Genomic DNA, 18,144 nt, shown 5'->3' with positions numbered 1-18,144 from the left:
ACGGCGAAGGGAACTGTCGGTGCTGTGCCTATCAAAGAAGCCTACGCTTAACCTTCTTTATTGAACGGCTCGTCTGCTACTTTAATGGAATCCGTAGGGCAACCGTCACAAGCATCCTGCATATCATCAAACAGGTCTTCTGAGATCGCCTTGATGCCTTGGTTGGCATCCCCTTCAAAGATCACTTCAGCCAAACCTTCATCATCATAATCATAAATGTCTGGTGCTGTAGCGCCACAGGCTCCGCATGCAATGCATGTATCTTTTTCTACCCAAGTGTATTTAGCCATAACTTTTCTCTTCCTCCTATACAATCAAACAAACCAGCTTTTGCATTCTATTCACATATTAATACAAACCCAATATTATTACAAATTATTTTCCTTTATCCTTCATGCAAAAAATGCTTATAACGTAAGCTTCTGCTTGCACTAATCTATCCAAAAGTTCACTCCGGAGTTGGTAGATTGTCTTTTTGCAGCGAAGTTCCGCGCAACTTGGAGTTGCGAAGAAGTACCGAAGGATCATCTCCCAGCATCCCAGCGGTCAAAATTGCATTTTCACCAAACTTGTCGCGAAGTGCATCCATCGTCTTCAATAAGCTTTCTTTCTTGGGCTGATCCTGGTATTCAAATAGATCCATTTGAACGGCCGCTTCCTCCTTTGGAATAAGCTGCTGTAGCGTAATCCCCAGCAAGCGCACAGGCTTATCTTCTCCCCAATGGCGACGATATAACGCACAAGCTTCCTTATATATGTCCTCTGCACTTTCCGTAGGAGTGCTCCTGACTTGAGAACGCGTAAAGGTCTTCATATCCGGCGTCCGAATCGTCAATTGTATACCTCCTGCCAGCATACCGTGTCGTCGAAGCCGCCGGGCTACCTGATCACTAATGTTAAGAAGTACCCGTTGGGCTTCTTCCAGTTTGACCACATCCATAGGTAAGGTGGTCGTGTGGCCGATAGACTTGTTTGGCTCCCGCTCAGTGCTGACTGGAGAATGATTAATCCCGTTAGCAGCCAATTTTAACCACGAACCCGTCACACCAAATACCCCAACCAGCATATGTTCATCAGCCTTAGCCAGTTGCCCAATGGTGCGAATGTTCATTTGTAGAAGCTTATCTGCCGTTTTGCGGCCCACACCAAACAATTGACCACAAGGTAGGTTCCACAAAATGTTGGGTACATCACGCAAACGTAGAACAGAAATCCCGCGCGGTTTTTTCAGATCAGAGGCCATTTTGGCCAGCAACTTGTTGGGAGCAACTCCAATGGAACAGGGCAGGCCTAGTTCGTCTTCTACTCTGCGCTGGATTTCCTCAGCAATTTCCATAGGTGTTCCAAACTGTTTGGATCCAGAAATATCCAGATAACACTCATCAATTGAAGTTGCTTCCAGCATAGGCGTATACGAATATGCAATGCTCATAAACGCTTTGGAATAACGACGATACAAGTGAAAATCAGGCTGTATTACGATGAGCTGTGGACAGATCCGACGAGCCTGCTGAACGACCATTCCTGTTGAAATGCCCAATCGTCGGGCTTCATAAGAGCAGGTTACAATTACACCTTTGCGCAGCTCACTACTGCCTGCCACCGCGGTAGGTAGTCCCTCATATTTCTCCGGCTCCTCCGCGGCATGAACGGAACAATAAAATGCGTTCATATCCACATGCAGAATAACTCGCCCGCCAACCGGATAATAAGCACTGACATCTTTCATGCTCAACCCTTCTTTTAACTGTAAATTCACCCGTCATCGCGGGAATATGTGTTTTGATTTTACACTTGAGATACCCTTAAGTACCATTTCTATTTTACATAAAAAATAAAGGTTTTGCGGCTAAAAATGATAATTATATATTACAATTGAAGTCATAAGTTGATATAATCGACTAACATACGAACACGACAAACTAACGCTTTCCTGTTTTTAAGCGTTAAACAACTAAATTAATGTGCTTAAAAAAGCAGAATATCACCAATCTGAGCAATCCGCAAAGGAGGAGTCCCTCATGTCCACCGCTATTTCTATCTTTGACACAACGCTGCGAGACGGCACTCAAGGAGAAGGAATTAGCTTGTCTGCTGATGACAAATTGAAAATCGCCAAAAAACTCGATGATCTCGGTGTTCATTATATTGAAGGCGGGATTCCCGGAAGCAACAGCAAGGATATCGAATTTTTCAAACGGGTACAAGAACTGGGCCTTCGGGCAAAGATTGTAGCCTTCGGCAGCACGCGCCGCAAAGATAGCATCGCAGCACAGGATGTCAATCTGCAACGAATTCTGGAATCCGGCGCTCAGGCTGCTACACTTGTGGGTAAATCATGGGATTTTCATGTACACACTGCCTTACAGACGACACTGGAGGAAAATCTGTCTATGATTTACGACTCCATCGCCTTTTTAAAGCAAGGGGGCATGGAGGTTATTTTTGATGCCGAGCATTTTTTTGACGGATATAAAAACAATCCGGAGTATGCAATGGCCGTTATGAAAAAAGCTGAAGAAGCAGGCGCGGATTGGCTCGTGATGTGCGATACAAACGGCGGTACCCTGCCGCATGAGATTCAGGAAATTGTCACTATGCTGCAAAGCCAGATAACGAGGTCACAGTTGGGTATTCATACACACAATGACTGCGAGTTGGCAGTAGCGAACTCTCTAAGTGCTGTACAAGCAGGCGCAAGGCAGGTTCAGGGTACTATTAACGGGTACGGTGAACGGTGTGGTAACGCTAACCTGTGCTCCGTCATTCCTAATTTGCAGCTCAAGCTGGGTTACGACTGTCTAGATACCGAGAAGTTAAGTCAACTCCACAATACAGCCCGCTTTGTGAGTGAAGTCGCCAACGTCAATATGCCTGTGAACCAGCCTTATGTTGGCAATGCAGCTTTTGCCCATAAGGGGGGCATTCATGTGTCAGCCATTCTGCGCGACTCGCGAACTTATGAGCACATCGCTCCTGAACTTGTGGGGAACAAGCAGCGGGTCTTGGTCTCCGAACTGGCCGGGCAAAGCAACGTGGTATCCAAAGCGCAAGAGCTGGGCATCACCCTTGACCCATCCAGTGATGAGGCACGTGGCGTAATTAGCCGCATCAAGGAACTGGAGCATCAGGGATACCAGTTTGAAGGCGCGGACGCTTCGCTGGAACTGCTCATTCGTGAAGCAGGTGGTGAAGTGAAGGAAATGTTCTCTTTTGAATCCTTCAAAGTGCTGGTAGAGAAAACAGCCGGCCGCCCGGTCGTATCCGAGGCATTCTTGAAACTGAATGTCGCAGGGACGAGTGTCTATACTGCAGCTGAAGGCAACGGTCCTGTCAACGCGCTCGATAACGCACTCCGCAAGGCTCTTTCTCAATATTTCCCTGCTTTGCGGGACATGCATTTGGCCGACTACAAGGTACGTGTGCTTGACGAAAAGGATGCCACCGCCGCCAAGGTACGTGTGCTCATTGAGTCTAAAAATTACGAGGACGTCTGGAGTAACGTAGGCGTATCCGAAAATGTAATTGAAGCCAGCTGGGAAGCTCTCTTGGACAGCTTCCGTTACGCATTGTTGGAAGCACCAACTCCAACAAACGATCAGTCAGAGCTTACTCATCATGGATTAGTTAATCATTAATCAGTTGCTCGCATGAGCTTATAAGGTGCCTTTGGCGGTCTACTCGGCTCCCAAAGACACCTTCTTTTTTTGAAGAGTTTCTATTTTGCGTTCCAACTCCTGCTCACTGAGCATGCCGATGATGATTTCGCTGACCTGTCCATGAGGATCAACCATTACATGAGTTGGAAAAGCCACCCCTCCAACTCGTTCAAACAATGCTCCTTGCTCATCAAGTAAAATGGGAAACTGGAGATCCAAAGAGCGGGAAAACTTCTGTACATCCTCCAATCGATCATAACGAGTTACATTGATACCATACACATCTACATCATCTTTGTACTTACTATACAACTCATTCAGCATAGGCGCTTCTAATCGGCACGGATCGCACCATGAAGCCCAAAAGCTAATAACCAAAGCCTTATTGCGCGGGGCCCCTACATCGTAGGTCTTGCCGTTTAACCCCTTTAAAATCATAGAAGGAAGCCGTTGACCAGGCTTTAGCTTTTTCAATACCTCTACCGCATCTGTTTCAGCCTCTACCTCTTTCTTAGCTTCAAGTTTTTCTCTACCATTCCCCTCTTTTAAGGGTGCATTTTTCATGGACAGGGTTGCTGCATAAGTTGTGTTTGCAATAACTCCCCATGAAGCCCCAACCACAACCAGTATAACCATCGCTCTCATGAAAAGAATTTTTTTCACAGTCTTATCACCTGTCTTTCGTCTAAATGACCCTTACCTTCTCCATAGGATGCCCATACTGTCCCCACCTCTAACCTTCTAAATCTGAATAGGACGCAAAAAAACAGCAAACCCACGAAATCGCGAACTTGCTGTTTTGATGTGTATATGAATGCTATGCCTTGTACTGAATCAGGCATGACTTAAATGCGCGTAGACATCTGCCAAATTGGTCACATTACGCTTCAACATTTCCTGAACATAAGCAACCCACAGCTTAGCCGTCATTTTCGCATCCTCTAACGCATGGTGCCGCCCTTCAATCGGAATGGATTGATAGGTCAACAATTCATCCAAACTGTAGGTTTGATGTTGCTGTGGCTCAAGCCATTTGGCAAGCATCATCGTATCCAGAACACGATGAGTCAATTGAACTTTAGATGTTTTCCATAACGCAGCATTCAAAAAGGCCTTATCATGAGCGCTAGCATGTGCTACAAGTACTCGCCCACCTACAAAGGACATAAAGTCGTGCAGTCCATTCATAAGTGGTGGAGCTTCATCCGTCATTTCCCGGGTAATCCCAGTTAGTTCGGTAATGTACTCAGGAATCACAGTCCGTGGATTAACAAGCGTATAAAACTGCTCTTTTTCCATAATCATGTCCCCGACAACCCGAATCGCCCCGAACGATAAAATCTCATCTCCATGCTGTGCTGAAAATCCCGTTGTCTCCAGATCAAAAACTACCGTCTCCAAACGATCCAGCGGGGTCCGCAATACTTCAGAACGCCGTTGCTCCCGGGTTAAGGAGCGAATAAACGCCATCTGTTGAGCCGTAGGAGCCCCCATTACAGATGCGATCGCAGACGGCACTCCTCCTCTGCGGAGAGCGCTCCAGAAGCCACTTCCCTGCGCTGGTTCCTTCATGACCTTCTCCCTTCCATAAATCGCAACTGCCTTTGCAACGCACGATGCAACCGTCGTACCGTCGAAAGCGCCTCGCGCAACTCATGCCAGCCTTTACCTTGTTTCAGCGGCTTTACAGCCAGGTAGCCATTGCTGACCAGCAATCCATCATTCTCCTTCACTGGTGTAGCCATTCGTAGCTGAAGCGCAATCCGAAAGGCACGCTCGCAAGCATCGAGTAAAGGCAACGGTGCCGCTTCCAGTGATGCGAGACGACTGAGCCTTTTGAAGGTGGAGGTTTCCTCTACACCATGTTGCAACGCCAAAAAACGGACTGCGTTCACCAGCGGAATGTACAACCCGTATTTCACATCAAAATCGCCCGCATGCTCACCGAAGCGCTCGGTAACAACCTGACCTAAAATGTTAAGTGTCGCTTTATGCCTCACCGTGTTCCTAAGTACCGCCGAGGGTAAATCAGGATGTATTCGGAACAACTCATAAAAACTTCGTTTCCAGTTTGCAGATAGTCGTTCATCTCCAGCGATATGCCTCATATCAGACGAGATAATCAGATAACGGATCGGCTCCCAAGCAAAATCGTCCGACCATTTTGTTAGCTGTTTTTGCCATTCAGATAATGTTTGACGCCACAACGGCTCCGAGCACATTACTTTCCCCTCACATTTGGGATATCCCAAATACTCTAACATCGCAGACACTTTGCGACCAAACTCTCTAAAATATAATTCTTTGTCGGCAGATATCGTGTCACTGATAATCATACCGTTATCCTGGTCACTCCACAGCGTTGATTCCGAGCGCCCCATGCTTCCGAAGGCTATAAATGCGTAAGGGACGGGAGGAGGGCCGAAGCCATCCTCAACCATCCCTTTTTCGCACATTTGTACAGCTCTGGCCGCGATGCGGTCATGCATTTCATTCGCCGTTTGTAACCAGTCTGATAACGGAGCGGAGGCTTGAGAAGCCAGCAACCATTTTTGAGAGTCGACCCTGGCCCGCCTTAGCGATTCAGGTGTATCTGCATGATCAATCGCTTCGGCGGAACTCACCCAAGGGGCCATATTTTGCAGTTCCATACTTCCATCTCCTCCGCTCATCCATACTGGTTCTTTATATTTTACATATTAGTTCACAATTCCAGAACGCTTTTCAGCCTCAGCAACCAACTTCATTTGCTCAGGATAGCCGTACGTACCGTGTTCACTGATATCCAATCCCATTGTTTCTTCCTCTTCTGTAACGCGAATACCCATAATCGCTTTCATCGCACCCAGAATAATGAAGGAAATGACAAACACGAAAGCCAAAGTGCCAATCAGTCCAAGCAGCTGTACTCCTAATTGGGTAAATCCACCACCATAGAACAGACCCGCTTGACCTACACCAGTTATTTTTACAAGCTCAGGAGTAGCGAAGAACCCTGTGGACACTGCGCCCCACATCCCTGCAACACCGTGCACGGAGAAAGCATATACCGGGTCGTCTACTCTTGCACGCTCGAACCATTGCGCTGTGAAGAAAGTAACGATCCCTGCAACTGCACCAATGACCAATGCCGCCCAAGGTGCTACAAAGGCACAAGAACCAGTAATAGCAACCAAAGCCGCCAGCACACCGTTTAGCATAGCAGGAATATCTGCTTTTCCATATACCATCCAGGATACGAGCAAAGCGAAAACCCCACCTGCCGCAGCAGCAATATTGGTAGTCAAGGCCACATATCCAAAGAATCCGTCGTTCATAGCTGATACAGCACTACCCGGGTTAAACCCAAACCAACCAAACCAGAGAATAATAACACCCAAGATAGAGTACACCTGGTTATGACCAGGGATAATGTTCGGCTTGCCATCTTTATTAAACTTGCCCAGACGCGGTTTGAGCAGCAGGGTAGCGACGAGTGCTGCCGTAGCGCCTGTCAAATGGACTACCGTCGAACCGGCATAATCCTGCATCCCCAACTTACCAAGCCATCCACCGCCCCACACCCAGTGAGCTACAACCGGATAGATCACGATGGAGAACAAAATACCGAAAATAATGTATACACTTAATTTTGCACGCTCTGCCATCCCTCCACATGCGATAGAAAGTGATACCGCAGCGAAAGCAAAGTGGAACAAAAACATAATTGTAATCGGAACATCCAAACCTGAGAGAGCATCAAACGATGCAGCCGCATCCGTACCACTCATGAAGAAACCCGTCAGTCCCATAAATCCGTTTCCGCCATCATTACCAAAGCCGAATCCAAATCCAAGTGCCCAGAAGGACAAAGCCGCAACACCCGTGGTGAGAATCGTTTTACCAGCGACATGACCCGCATTCTTCATTCGAGTCGAGCCTGCCTCCAGCAATGCAAATCCCGCTTGCATAAAAAATACAAGTATAAATGCCAAGAACGTAAAGGCCGTGTTTAGCCCGGCTTGAAGTTGAATATTTGTCGGACCGTCAGCAGCAAACGCACCTACCGGAAAAGCTAATACTGTCAGCATGGCCAATAATACAACTAACCACTTTTTTCTCATGAAGCCCACTCCCTCAAATGTTAAGTTTCTTTACATTTCGTGAAATTCTTATTGTCATTATAATCAGAATACATGAAAGTTGACAAGATTTTTTTTATTATGTTAAAAAAATATGGTTCCAAACACTCCATGTCATATTTACTAACTATAAAAGTAGCTTGTTTCTGTTCAAAAAAAAGCATAACGTTTGACTGTATGGTTGGGAATCATGTAAAATATTCTTTATAAACACTCCGTTTGCAAATGCTAATATTGAAGGTTGAACGAAGAGCGCGAGGTGAAGACAGATGGGGATATGAAGCTGTATCGAATTGGTGAGCTAGCCAAGACGGCTGGTGTCAGCGAACGAACTATTGATTATTACACAAAGCTTGGTTTGATCACACCTGAAGAACGATCATTGAAAAATTATCGGCTCTATAATGATGAAACCTTAAACAGGCTTGAACGTATTAACCAAATGAAACAAGAGAAGTATAGCCTAGAGGAAATCAGACAGACACTGATTAAATGGAACTCGGTTGCGGGGGAAGAGCACGTCACTGACAAACTAACGAGTCTGGAGATGCACATGCAGCGTCTAGAGCGTGAAGTCAATGAACTACAACCTCTCTTGGGGCAGCTCAAGCCCGTTCAAGCGCGCAAGTTGCTTACTGGTCTACTACCACAAAGCGCCGCTTGTATCGAAGCTCTGAAGTATCTGCTGGAGCATAGTTCTATGATGTAGATACCTGGGCTAGTATGATGAACAATATTGGAGGGTTGCTTTATGATGGGTATGTATATATTGATTATTCTTGCGTTCGGATTATCCTTATGGGCGCAATTCCGTGTAAAAGGTACTTTTAATAAATGGTCTGATGTCCCAAATGAAAATGGGTTGACCGGTTATGATGCAGCTCGGCATATGCTAGATCGCAATGGTTTGCATGATGTGCCTATTGAACCAGTACCTGGTGCGTTATCTGACCATTATGATCCAATGCAAAGAGTCGTACGGCTGTCCGAGCCAGTTTATTATGAAAAATCCATTTCCGCAGTTGCCGTAGCTTGTCACGAGGTTGGTCATGCCATTCAGCATAAAGAGCATTATCCCATGCTGGCACTCCGTCACCGGATCTTTCCGATCGTAAACTTCGCTTCTGGGATTGCACCGTTTCTGCTGATTGCCGGTTTCTTATTCAGCTACACGAACCTGATTGGCTTGGGTATTATCTTTTTCTCGGCTACTGTTGCTTTTCAATTAATTACATTACCAGTTGAATTTAATGCTTCCAACCGGGCCCGAGAAATTATGGTTTCCGAAGGGTTTATCCGTAGTGATGAAGAACGGGGTATAGCCAAAGTATTAAATGCTGCTGCATTAACTTATGTGGCTGCAGCTCTTGTCTCCTTGTTGGAACTAATCCGCTTAATCGGTATCTTTAACAGCCGGGATTAATTGCTTGTGTTGCAAAAAAGGTTGTTCCTCTACCAAGTTAACGGTAGAGAACAACCTTTTTCTTTATCTAAACTATACTCACTGTCCTAAATCCGCTTTTGCACTTCCGTTCGGAGTAGCAACACTACCTTTAAGACCAAAATATTGCAACAAAAAAGTTCGGAATGACTTTGCAACTAATGGCAGTTTATCATCTCTACGATGAATCAAGCCAATAGTTCGCGTGACTTCTGGATCAACAATTGACACTCTTGCAGGTTGAAGCGGGTTGGTCTGAAACAACGCCATTTCAGGCAAAAGGCTAACGCCCATACCAGCCGCAACTAATCCGCGTATCGTATCTGTCTCTTCACCTTCAAAAGCAATATCTGGGGTAAATCCTGCCTCCAGACAAGCCTGCCAGACAATCGGGCGTAACGAATATCCATCTCTGAACAGAATAAATTTTTCTCCTTTAAGCTGACTCAGCGTGATATGTTTGGCCGTAGCTAAAGGATGATTGGGCGGGAGAACAGCAAACAACTCCTCGGTCAGCACCACATCCCCCTCCACATGATCATGACGATCCGGAAAAGGAGATACAAAAGCCAAGTCCACCTCACCCGCTAACACATCACGAATTAAACTCGGATACATCCCCTGTTTAAATCTAAATTTAACATTGGGATACCGCTTTCGGAATTCAGCCACTACCGTAGGAATAAGATGAATCCCCAAACTGTGCGGAAAACCGATGCGGATTTCGCCCCCCTCAGGATCCAAAAACTCATGAACCTCCAAAACAGCTCGCTCCAGATCTTTTATTATCGTCTCAACCCGTTTGCAAAATAGCTGTCCCACTGGCGTAAGCTGCAAATTGCGACCCTTTTGCATAAAAAGATTAACTCCCAGCTCCTCTTCAAGCTGATGAATTTGCCGACTTACCGCAGATTGCGCCACATGTAGCTCCTCGGCTGCCTGAGTGACATGTTCTTTCTGCGCTACCTTCATGAAGTATTGCAACTGTCGTAATTCCACTCCGATATTCGCTCCAATCTGTTTTTCAACATCCGGAAGAAGACGTCAATCGAACATCATCCTCTTTCTTCCCTGCTAACTTACGGTAAAACTGTCTTTAGTGGCGTTTGCGCTGGCCAGTCAATCTAATTAATAATCCATACATGAAAAATCCACTGAGTAATCCCCCAAAGTGAGCGGTCCAATTAATGTTCGCTACAGCAAAAGAAAACAGAATGCCAAACCCAAGCAGCGTGTACAGCGTTTTGCGCGAAGCATCATCCATCAAGGAACGTTGGAACAAGGCAACGTACAGAAACGCCCCATAGATGCCATAAATCGCTCCTGAGGCCCCTACAGAGACTGTCGTTTCCGCCACCATGTTGTAATGGGCAATGGACAGTATGTTCCCTACAATACCCGTGACCAGATACAATAACACATAGCGGAAGGACCCCAGCAAACGCTCCAGCGGAGGAGCGAAGACGAGTATGGCAAAGGAATTGAACAGAAGATGATCAAACCCTGCATGTAAAAACATGGCTGATACATATCGCCACAGTTGATCGGTGAATGGCGCCTCATTAATCAAAGCTCCATATCGGATCAGCGTCAAACTATTTTCCGATCCACCCTGTACGGTGAGTACAACAAACATCACAATATTGATGAGCAAAATCAGACAGGTTACTGGGTAAAACCGCAAATAACTTTTCCAGTTCTCATAACGTAAAAAAATCAAGGCAATCCTTCCTTCATGGGTGTCTCCACCTTATTCAAATTGGACAATGTCTTTTATAAAAGATTATAATAGATTTCGGCAACGATAACCAATGCTAAAAACCAAGGAGGCTATTACATATGGCACAAGAACGTACAGGAGCTGCTACTTTTAAAGGCAATGCTTTGACACTCTTAGGTCCTGAACTGAAGGTTGGAGATCAGGCACCTGATTTCAAATTACAGAAAAACCTGTTAGAAGCAGCTACGCTCCAAGACTTTGCAGGCAAAGTCAAACTGATCAGTGTTGTTCCTTCTTTGGATACAGGTGTGTGTGACGCACAGACTCGACGTTTTAACCAGGAAGCTGATTCCCTTGGGGATCAAGTCGTGGTGCTGACTGTCAGCGTCGATCTGCCTTTCGCTCAAGCTCGTTGGTGCGGTGCTGCCGGTATTGACCGCGTATTGACACTGTCCGACTATAAGGATCATTCCTTTGGCGAAGCTTATGGTGTGTTCATCAAGGAATTCCATTTGGATCATAGAGCTATTTTTGTGATTGATCAAAATGACAAAATTGCTTACGTAGAATACTTGAGCGAAATGTCCGAACACCCTGACTATGACCAAGCGATTGCAGCAGTGAAAAAACTCGTCTAAATCAAGACTGCATATTAAAAAAGCGAGTGAAGGGTTGCCTTCCTCGCTTTTTTTGACGTTTGTCTGCCACATCACTGCTCACACATCTACAATCACTGCACAACCTTATGAGCAGACAGCTTCTTGTCAATCACAGCGAACAGTTGCAAAATGATGCGGTAATTCGCGCCCAAGTCCCCTAGCGATCCGCGTGAAGCAGAATAAATATCCACCGCACTCCGAACTGGTGAGACAGACAATATGGAAACGGTAATGTCGACGGTTCTACCGAACGCCGTTCGCTTCTCTAACGTAATTTCACCTACGGATGCTACCTCATGAAGAACCTTGTAGCCAGGAATTTTTTTTAGAATAGATGATACTTCTTCCCAAGCCTTGTCTCTCGATAAGTTATAATAGCGTGTCTTCATTTGGGGGTCCTTGACCCGGTCGCTTGTACCTTCTTGGCTGCGCACAATCCCTACCAGAGTCCTCTTCAACGACAAGACATTTCCTCCTTCACGATAATCGTTGCCATAATGCAGCACATCGGTTTTTTTGCTGCAAGCGCTTTATAAAACGTTAAACAACAAAAAGTTAACCGACCATACCTGTGGTATGCGACCTTAGTACCTCATGTCTTAGTTTAACATTGTTGCATACAAAAAACACCCTGTTTCTGCAAGAAGCATAAACAGAGTGTATTCATTATCTTTGGAGTACCCGCCGATGCCGTCCGACCATAGCGTCTTCTGAACCTGCTTTAGCAGGTGGGTGACCGCAGAATAAACTTTTGAAGTCCCCTTGTCAGGAATTGACAGGGCTTTTCAGCTATTCATCCGTATAGATCTCCCTAGACATTGTCATTGGTTCAAAACAACAAATGACCGTAACGTGCATCGCAGGATATGACCTTATTATAGCGCTTCTCACTCAGAAAGTAAATGCTAGGAGAAATATGTTTTATTTTTAGAGGTTATCACTTTTCTTGTCTTCAATGCTTGCCGTATCTTCATCTTTCTGCTTCATTTTTTCCATTTGATCCTGCATTTTAAGGAATGTTCCATAAAAATTAAAGAAAGCGAACCAGGCAACTACACTACCGATGAAGAATAAGAAAAGCACAGGATATTTGACTCCGATAAATATAACAACGGCGCTACCGAGCATGGTAGAAAATACACGGAATGGTCGAATCAGCGTCAGTAAAACCGCATTTTTGATAATTTGTCCGGTAGACATATGATAATGAGCCACCATCGAAAAGAAGTTAAACATAGACACAAGCAAAATAATGATAAGAATGAGCATAATTACGCCCACGATTTGCAAGTTGCTGAGTTGTGTCATATATACGGTATAATCCACATACATGATGACAAACAGTAACGTGTAAAAGATACCCCCGATTAGACTCTGCTTATAGTTCTCTTTGTACCCTTTAAAAAAGGTACGAAACACGCCTGTATCGGTATCCCCCATTACCCATTTGCGAACCACTGTGAACATAGCCGATGTGGCTGGAAATAAAGTAAGCGGTGCCAAAACAGCCATCGCCCAATTCATTTGTAAAGATTCATTAGCCAAATTCTGATTCATTACAAGTAGTTTCAGTATGAGGCAGAACACAAAAGGCGACGAACATAACACCCATAACAAATTTGTAGCCGCCAGTCGGGTAATCCACTCGGTCAGGCGGTAAATACCACCCATAGCTCCTTTAAACTCCAATGTCAGTCTCTCCCTCCGCAAGCCTTGGCAGTTCCAAGACTCATGTTGCTATGCCTATAAATTCCGGCTCTTGGCTATATCATACCGTATTTCAGCCCTAATGCGCCAGTGAAATCAATAAGTGCCTCATTAAAGCAGATTGCTAAAAGGTTCATACATACTGATTCAATCATAACAAAAAAGCCGAAGCTTCATCTGCTTCGACTTTTCATTATTTCATTTCTTATTCGGAAGAGGAATCTTCACGTCTTGCAGGACGACGAGTTTCCCCATTGCTGCTCGGGCGTGGTTTGCGATCTCCACTGTACCGGCTTCCGGAATCACGGTTGTAGCCACCGCCTTCTTTGCCACGGTTGTAACCGCCATATCCACCTTTGCTGCCACTACCGCCGCTACCACCGGAACGGTTGGAATTGTAACCACCGTTGCTGCGACCGCTGTAGTTGGAAGGCTTGCGACCGCCAGAACGCACGTCTGGTTTACGACGTTTTGCACGGATCGGATCTTCTGGAGTCAGCTCAATCGATGCTTCTCTCTTCTCACCAGTCATTAGTTTCAGAGCTGCGGAGAGAAGTTGCACAGAATCATATTGCTCCAGCATTTGAATAGCCAAACCTTTGTACTCGTTCAGCTCGCCGCTTTCTACAGCCTCTAGGAGACGTTCAGCAATGATACGTTGTTTGCCTTCCAGAGCTTCAGCCAACGTTGGAAGCGGCTTGCGTGGAATGCGGTGACGAGTTACACGTTCGATAAAGTGCAAATGGTCAATTTCACGAGGCGTTACGAAAGACCAAGCTTCCCCTTCTTTACCTGCACGTCCAGTACGTCCAATACGGTGAACATAGCTTTCTGGATCTTGCGGAAGGTCAAAGTTCACAACGTGAGTTACACCGGAAACGTCCAAGCCACGGGCAGCTACATCAGTCGCTACGAGCACATCGATGCTTCCGTCACGGAATTTACGCATTACAGCATCACGTTGGTTTTGAGACAAGTCACCATGCAAACCGTCTGCAGAATATCCGCGTTTTTGCAGAGCTTCAGCCAGCTCGTCTACCCGACGCTTGGTACGACCAAATACGATAGCAAGTTCTGGGGATTCCATGTCGATCAAACGGCTCAATGCTTCGAATTTTTGACGCTCAGGAACTTCGATATAGGCCTGATCAATCAGTGGAGCACTAACTTGTTTAGGAATAACTGAAACATGCTCAGGATTTTTGAGGAATTGTTCAGCCAATCTTTTAATATTAGGAGGCATTGTAGCCGAGAAAAGCATCGTTTGACGCTCGTCTGGAACTTGCTTCAGAATGGATTGAATATCTTCCATAAAACCCATATCCAACATTTCATCTGCTTCATCCAAAACAACTGTGTTTACATCTTCCAGCTTGATGGTTTTACGATTAATATGGTCAAGCAAGCGTCCTGGCGTACCAATAATAATTTGAGGTTTCTTTTTCAAAGCGCGAATCTGGCGTACGATATCTTGTCCACCATAGATTGGCAAAGTACGAAGACCTTTGAAACGGGAGAGTTTTTCGATTTCTTCAGCTACCTGGATAGCAAGCTCACGTGTTGGTGCCATGATCAGAGCTCTGATTTTTTCGTCGCTTCTAGAAATTTTGTTGATCAGCGGAATACCAAACGCAGCAGTTTTACCAGTACCTGTTTGGGCTTGGCCAATCATGTCTCTGCCTTGTAGTGCAATCGGGATGGATTGCGATTGAATTGGTGTTGCTTCTTCAAAACCCAGTTCTGTAATCGCCTGAATTACTTTCGGTTCAAGATCAAATTCTGCAAATGTCGTCAAATTTATTCAAACTCCTTCTTAATGGTGGATGTGGTGGACAATCCACAATGTTGTCTGTATTCTTAAGTAGCGATATTATTGTATAAGTTTTCCCCAATACAGTGACAGTTTATTTAGACCTATAACTGCATCTTTCTGTAATGAATTTGGGGAACCTATCCGATACATCTTAAACGAATTTATCCTTTTTAAAACAGTTTAAATTTTAAGTGTTTCTCTGGACATAGGTCCCTACTCAAGAATATCCACATCGCATTATAGCACAGAACAATTCATGAATACCAGCAAGTTGCTTCCCGTATAATTTAAATGAGGTGAAAATAAGTTGTTAAAAATGGTGTTAAACTGCTTAACTGTCATTCTTGGAGCCGCTGCCATTGCATGCGGTTTTAATCTGTTTCTCGTGCCACACCACTTGCTGAGCGGAGGAGTAGCTGGGCTTTCCATGTTAATCGGCTACTTCACAAAATTTGATATCAGCGCGATGTATTTTATTATCAATATCCCGATGCTTATTACAGGCTGGTTTATTTTAGGCAAGCGTTTTATTAGCCTGAGCATTTTATCCGTTGTCGTTACAACATGGATTTTGGCCTTGGTGCCGGTGCGATCTGTCGTGTCGGACCCCCTGCTAGCCTCCGTTTTTGGAGGAGTGATGATCGGCGTTGGAGCAGGAATTTCCTTTCGGGTAGGGGGGTCTACGGGCGGTTTTGACATTATCGGTTCCATCGTCACTCGTTATCGTGACTTCCCCGTAGGAACTGTACTTGTTGGCATGAATGGACTGGTCATTCTTGCAGCAGGATATTTGAACGATGATTGGAATATTGCACTTGCGTCGATGCTATCTATTTTTGTGACTGGCAAAGTGTTAGATCAAATCTATGTCAGTCACACGAAGATTACCGTCTACATTATTACAGAACACACCGACAAGCTACTGGAGCGGATGTTAACCACACCACGCGGTGTTAGCAAAATAAAAATTGAAGGCGCATTTTCACATACTGAAAAAGACATGCTGATGACTGTCACGACACGCTACGAGCTAGTTGAATTAAAACGGATCATTAAAGAAGTGGACCCTTCTGCTTTTGTCAATATTGTGGAAACGGTTGGGGTGATGGGTTCATTTCGCCGAAGATAAGCACAAACCCAAGTGTCAAAATACAGTTTCTGTGGTACACTATATGTGCGCTGTTCCCATAGTATATAAAGACCAGCTTTACCTGCTATTTCACAGGCACTTTGCTTTTCCGAATCGTATTGAATGATTCTTTTGGAATGATTCCGAGCAGGAAAGGGTGATTTTTGTGGAAATGGAAACGGTAAAACTGTCCGACATTGTCTTAAGATGGTATCCGGAAATGCTCCCTTCTCTCAAAAAGGATGAGCTGAACTCGATGATTGTGCTTCGGGACGGGATGTCCATACTCAAGCCAACGGATGCGCTAGAAATTATTCAGTACAGTATTTGCGAGCATCAAGACAATAATTATCTTCAATAAATTTCTTTACCAAGTGCCGCTTCTTCCGGTTGCATCTACAACTGCGAAGAGAGCGGCATTATTTATACATTTTTATGGATTCAATAAACATAAGTTGGGTTAATCATGTAAGACTGTGCCTGATGATTCCAGTATTGGTTACAAGCGTGTTGTTTTTCGATACATAACTTTACGTATAATCAGGTAAGCGACATCCATAAGGGAGAGAGTTAGGAAATGAATATGATTTGGGCAATTATGCTATTGGCGATGGGGATAGGCGGAAACGGGGACCAGTCAGCCAACACTCCAAATGTAAAAGATACGGTGGCAACAACAATTAGCAGCGCCATGATTCAGGCTCAGCACAATAAGATGAAGGTGGATGCCTCCAATCCTCCGGTTAAAATTGACCCACAACCGACGACTCCTGCTATCAAGGGCATCTATGTCACAGCTTATAGCGCAGGCGGTTCGCGTATGACCCAGCTGTTTGAACTGCTTGATAAGACAGAGCTCAATTCCATGGTTATTGATATTAAAGACGATGCAGGTTATATCACTTATCCAACGTCCAATCCCGAGCTGCTCAAATTGGGCAAGCCGCAAAAATTCATTCGGGATATTTCCGGTTTGATGGACCGATTGAAAAAGCATAATGTTTACCCGATTGCTCGTATTGTCGTATTTAAAGATACGGTACTGGCCAACAAAAATCCCGAGATGTCTTTCCGTAATCCTGACGGCTCTGTCTGGAAAAACGGCAAGGGAGACGGGTTCGTCAATCCCTATAATAAAGAAGTATGGGATTATAATATAGCCATCGCTAAGGAAGCAGCTAAACTTGGTTTTAAGGAAATTCAATTTGACTATGTACGTTTCCCTGAAGGCTTTGAGAAAAGAGCAGACAAGCTGAAATATACCAAATCAGATCAATCCCGCTCGGATGCAGTCGCTGAATTCGTACAATATGCCCGCAGAGAGCTTGCTCCATTAGGTGTACGAGTATCCGTAGATATTTTTGGATATGCTGCATCTGTCCCTGCTGCGGAGGGAATCGGACAGGATTTCACTAAAATTTCTGAAAATGTGGATGTCATTTCACCCATGGTTTATCCAAGCCACTACACCACAGGCTGGTTCGGTGTAAAAGACCCTGATAAGAATCCCTACCAGACGATTAAAGGCTCCATGGCCGATACACACAAAAAGCTAGATCCGACGGGCAAGCTAAAGCCAATTATTCGTCCTTGGATCCAGGATTTTACTGCAAGTTGGTTAGGAAGCGGACATTATGCTAAGTATGGAAAAACTCAAGTAGAGGACCAAATTCGAGCGCTTAAGGATATGAAAGTGGATGAATATTTACTCTGGAATGCCACAAACCGCTATTCAAGCGGAGTAACTTACAAATAGTTTTATCCCTCCGGACTTCTCGTTATCTAATACGAAATTTAGAAATTATATAATTTTTTCGAAGGCTGTCCCGTTGTTTGGCGAACGGGTGCAGTCTTTTTTATTACTGTTCAAATGTGGCGGTATCCCTTACAATAAA

18 protein-coding genes and 1 other RNA gene are annotated in these 18,144 nt (G+C 44.9%); 7 read left to right on the top strand and 12 right to left on the bottom strand.

Annotated elements, in window-relative coordinates; translation table 11 throughout:
• Window positions 1-47: 47 nt before the first annotated feature.
• Window positions 48-290, bottom strand: a complete 243-nt coding sequence (locus MKY98_RS09390; protein WP_013309730.1) for a ferredoxin — start codon at window positions 288-290, stop codon at window positions 48-50.
• A 158-nt stretch (window positions 291-448) separates the two neighbouring features.
• The gene (locus tag MKY98_RS09385) at window positions 449-1,729 is read right to left on the bottom strand and encodes a DNA polymerase IV (protein ID WP_029516719.1); all 1,281 of its coding nucleotides are present in this window, start codon (window positions 1,727-1,729) and stop codon (window positions 449-451) included.
• Between the two features lie 292 nt (window positions 1,730-2,021).
• On the opposite strand from MKY98_RS09385, the gene cimA reads away from it, so the two are divergent.
• Window positions 2,022-3,638, top strand: a complete 1,617-nt coding sequence (gene cimA, locus MKY98_RS09380; RefSeq protein WP_069011086.1) for a citramalate synthase — start codon at window positions 2,022-2,024, stop codon at window positions 3,636-3,638.
• 39 nt (window positions 3,639-3,677) lie between these two features.
• Here the strand turns inward: cimA and MKY98_RS09375 are convergent, their stop codons facing one another.
• The 4 genes from MKY98_RS09375 to MKY98_RS09360 form a co-directional block, all read right to left on the bottom strand.
• The gene (locus MKY98_RS09375) at window positions 3,678-4,322 is read right to left on the bottom strand and encodes a TlpA family protein disulfide reductase (RefSeq protein ID WP_069011085.1); all 645 of its coding nucleotides are present in this window, start codon (window positions 4,320-4,322) and stop codon (window positions 3,678-3,680) included.
• 171 nt (window positions 4,323-4,493) lie between these two features.
• On the bottom strand, window positions 4,494-5,231 hold the full coding sequence (locus MKY98_RS09370; RefSeq protein WP_029516716.1) for an exonuclease domain-containing protein: 738 nt from the start codon (window positions 5,229-5,231) through the stop codon (window positions 4,494-4,496).
• Entirely contained in the window at window positions 5,228-6,310 is a 1,083-nt protein-coding gene (locus tag MKY98_RS09365; protein WP_029516715.1) for a DUF294 nucleotidyltransferase-like domain-containing protein, read from the bottom strand. The genes MKY98_RS09370 and MKY98_RS09365 overlap by 4 nt, the downstream gene beginning before the upstream one ends.
• Before the next feature lie 48 nt (window positions 6,311-6,358).
• Window positions 6,359-7,762 (bottom strand): ammonium transporter, encoded by a 1,404-nt coding sequence (locus MKY98_RS09360; RefSeq protein WP_029516714.1) that lies wholly within the window; start codon window positions 7,760-7,762, stop codon window positions 6,359-6,361.
• A gap of 295 nt (window positions 7,763-8,057) precedes the next feature.
• Between MKY98_RS09360 and MKY98_RS09355 the strand changes: the two genes are divergently transcribed.
• Both MKY98_RS09355 and MKY98_RS09350 read left to right on the top strand, forming a co-directional pair.
• On the top strand, window positions 8,058-8,489 hold the full coding sequence (locus MKY98_RS09355) for a MerR family transcriptional regulator (protein ID WP_049816952.1): 432 nt from the start codon (window positions 8,058-8,060) through the stop codon (window positions 8,487-8,489).
• Between the two features lie 42 nt (window positions 8,490-8,531).
• Window positions 8,532-9,203 carry a zinc metallopeptidase gene (locus MKY98_RS09350; RefSeq protein ID WP_023988023.1) on the top strand — a complete coding sequence of 224 codons (672 nt, stop codon included), beginning with the start codon at window positions 8,532-8,534 and terminating at the stop codon, window positions 9,201-9,203.
• Window positions 9,204-9,281: 78 nt separating this feature from the next.
• Here MKY98_RS09350 and MKY98_RS09345 read toward each other — a convergent pair whose 3' ends face one another.
• Window positions 9,282-10,220: a LysR family transcriptional regulator gene (locus MKY98_RS09345; protein ID WP_069011084.1), complete on the bottom strand. Its 939-nt coding sequence runs from the start codon at window positions 10,218-10,220 to the stop codon at window positions 9,282-9,284.
• A gap of 97 nt (window positions 10,221-10,317) precedes the next feature.
• Entirely contained in the window at window positions 10,318-10,941 is a 624-nt protein-coding gene (locus MKY98_RS09340) for a rhomboid family intramembrane serine protease (RefSeq protein ID WP_069011083.1), read from the bottom strand.
• Window positions 10,942-11,060: 119 nt separating this feature from the next.
• Between MKY98_RS09340 and tpx the strand changes: the two genes are divergently transcribed.
• Window positions 11,061-11,579, top strand: coding sequence for a thiol peroxidase (gene tpx, locus MKY98_RS09335; protein ID WP_029516711.1), 519 nt, complete (start codon window positions 11,061-11,063; stop codon window positions 11,577-11,579).
• Window positions 11,580-11,671: 92 nt separating this feature from the next.
• On the opposite strand, the gene MKY98_RS09330 is transcribed toward tpx, so the two are convergent.
• From MKY98_RS09330 to MKY98_RS09315, 4 genes are all read right to left on the bottom strand, one after another.
• The gene (locus MKY98_RS09330; RefSeq protein ID WP_013309718.1) at window positions 11,672-12,064 is read right to left on the bottom strand and encodes a DUF1499 domain-containing protein; all 393 of its coding nucleotides are present in this window, start codon (window positions 12,062-12,064) and stop codon (window positions 11,672-11,674) included.
• Window positions 12,065-12,274: 210 nt separating this feature from the next.
• Window positions 12,275-12,469, bottom strand: a non-coding RNA gene (gene ssrS / locus MKY98_RS09325) — 6S RNA.
• A 58-nt stretch (window positions 12,470-12,527) separates the two neighbouring features.
• Window positions 12,528-13,289 (bottom strand): YesL family protein, encoded by a 762-nt coding sequence (locus tag MKY98_RS09320; protein WP_029516710.1) that lies wholly within the window; start codon window positions 13,287-13,289, stop codon window positions 12,528-12,530.
• A 223-nt stretch (window positions 13,290-13,512) separates the two neighbouring features.
• Window positions 13,513-15,102, bottom strand: coding sequence for a DEAD/DEAH box helicase (locus tag MKY98_RS09315; protein WP_029516709.1), 1,590 nt, complete (start codon window positions 15,100-15,102; stop codon window positions 13,513-13,515).
• A 325-nt stretch (window positions 15,103-15,427) separates the two neighbouring features.
• Between MKY98_RS09315 and MKY98_RS09310 the strand changes: the two genes are divergently transcribed.
• From MKY98_RS09310 to MKY98_RS09300, 3 genes are all read left to right on the top strand, one after another.
• Window positions 15,428-16,249, top strand: coding sequence for a YitT family protein (locus MKY98_RS09310; protein WP_029516708.1), 822 nt, complete (start codon window positions 15,428-15,430; stop codon window positions 16,247-16,249).
• A gap of 172 nt (window positions 16,250-16,421) precedes the next feature.
• Window positions 16,422-16,610 (top strand): hypothetical protein, encoded by a 189-nt coding sequence (locus MKY98_RS09305; protein WP_080658605.1) that lies wholly within the window; start codon window positions 16,422-16,424, stop codon window positions 16,608-16,610.
• A gap of 216 nt (window positions 16,611-16,826) precedes the next feature.
• Window positions 16,827-18,005: a putative glycoside hydrolase gene (locus tag MKY98_RS09300; RefSeq protein WP_029516706.1), complete on the top strand. Its 1,179-nt coding sequence runs from the start codon at window positions 16,827-16,829 to the stop codon at window positions 18,003-18,005.
• Window positions 18,006-18,144 lie beyond the last annotated feature (139 nt).

Source organism: Paenibacillus sp. FSL M8-0228 (genome assembly GCF_038007385.1).
GTDB lineage: Bacteria > Bacillota > Bacilli > Paenibacillales > Paenibacillaceae > Paenibacillus > Paenibacillus polymyxa_D.
Note: the sequence above shows the minus strand (reverse complement) of the source record. Positions and strands in the feature narration are given on the sequence as shown.

Coding starts and splice junctions, on each gene's coding strand:
- MKY98_RS09350 (WP_023988023.1), top strand. CDS start 8,532: ATGATGGGTATGTATATATTGATTATTCTTGCGTTCGGATTATCCTTA.
- MKY98_RS09355 (WP_049816952.1), top strand. CDS start 8,058: ATGAAGCTGTATCGAATTGGTGAGCTAGCCAAGACGGCTGGTGTCAGC.
- tpx (WP_029516711.1), top strand. CDS start 11,061: ATGGCACAAGAACGTACAGGAGCTGCTACTTTTAAAGGCAATGCTTTG.
- cimA (WP_069011086.1), top strand. CDS start 2,022: ATGTCCACCGCTATTTCTATCTTTGACACAACGCTGCGAGACGGCACT.
- MKY98_RS09300 (WP_029516706.1), top strand. CDS start 16,827: ATGAATATGATTTGGGCAATTATGCTATTGGCGATGGGGATAGGCGGA.
- MKY98_RS09370 (WP_029516716.1), bottom strand. CDS start 5,231: ATGAAGGAACCAGCGCAGGGAAGTGGCTTCTGGAGCGCTCTCCGCAGA.
- MKY98_RS09390 (WP_013309730.1), bottom strand. CDS start 290: ATGGCTAAATACACTTGGGTAGAAAAAGATACATGCATTGCATGCGGA.
- MKY98_RS09365 (WP_029516715.1), bottom strand. CDS start 6,310: ATGGAACTGCAAAATATGGCCCCTTGGGTGAGTTCCGCCGAAGCGATT.
- MKY98_RS09360 (WP_029516714.1), bottom strand. CDS start 7,762: ATGAGAAAAAAGTGGTTAGTTGTATTATTGGCCATGCTGACAGTATTA.
- MKY98_RS09305 (WP_080658605.1), top strand. CDS start 16,422: ATGGAAACGGTAAAACTGTCCGACATTGTCTTAAGATGGTATCCGGAA.
- MKY98_RS09385 (WP_029516719.1), bottom strand. CDS start 1,729: ATGAAAGATGTCAGTGCTTATTATCCGGTTGGCGGGCGAGTTATTCTG.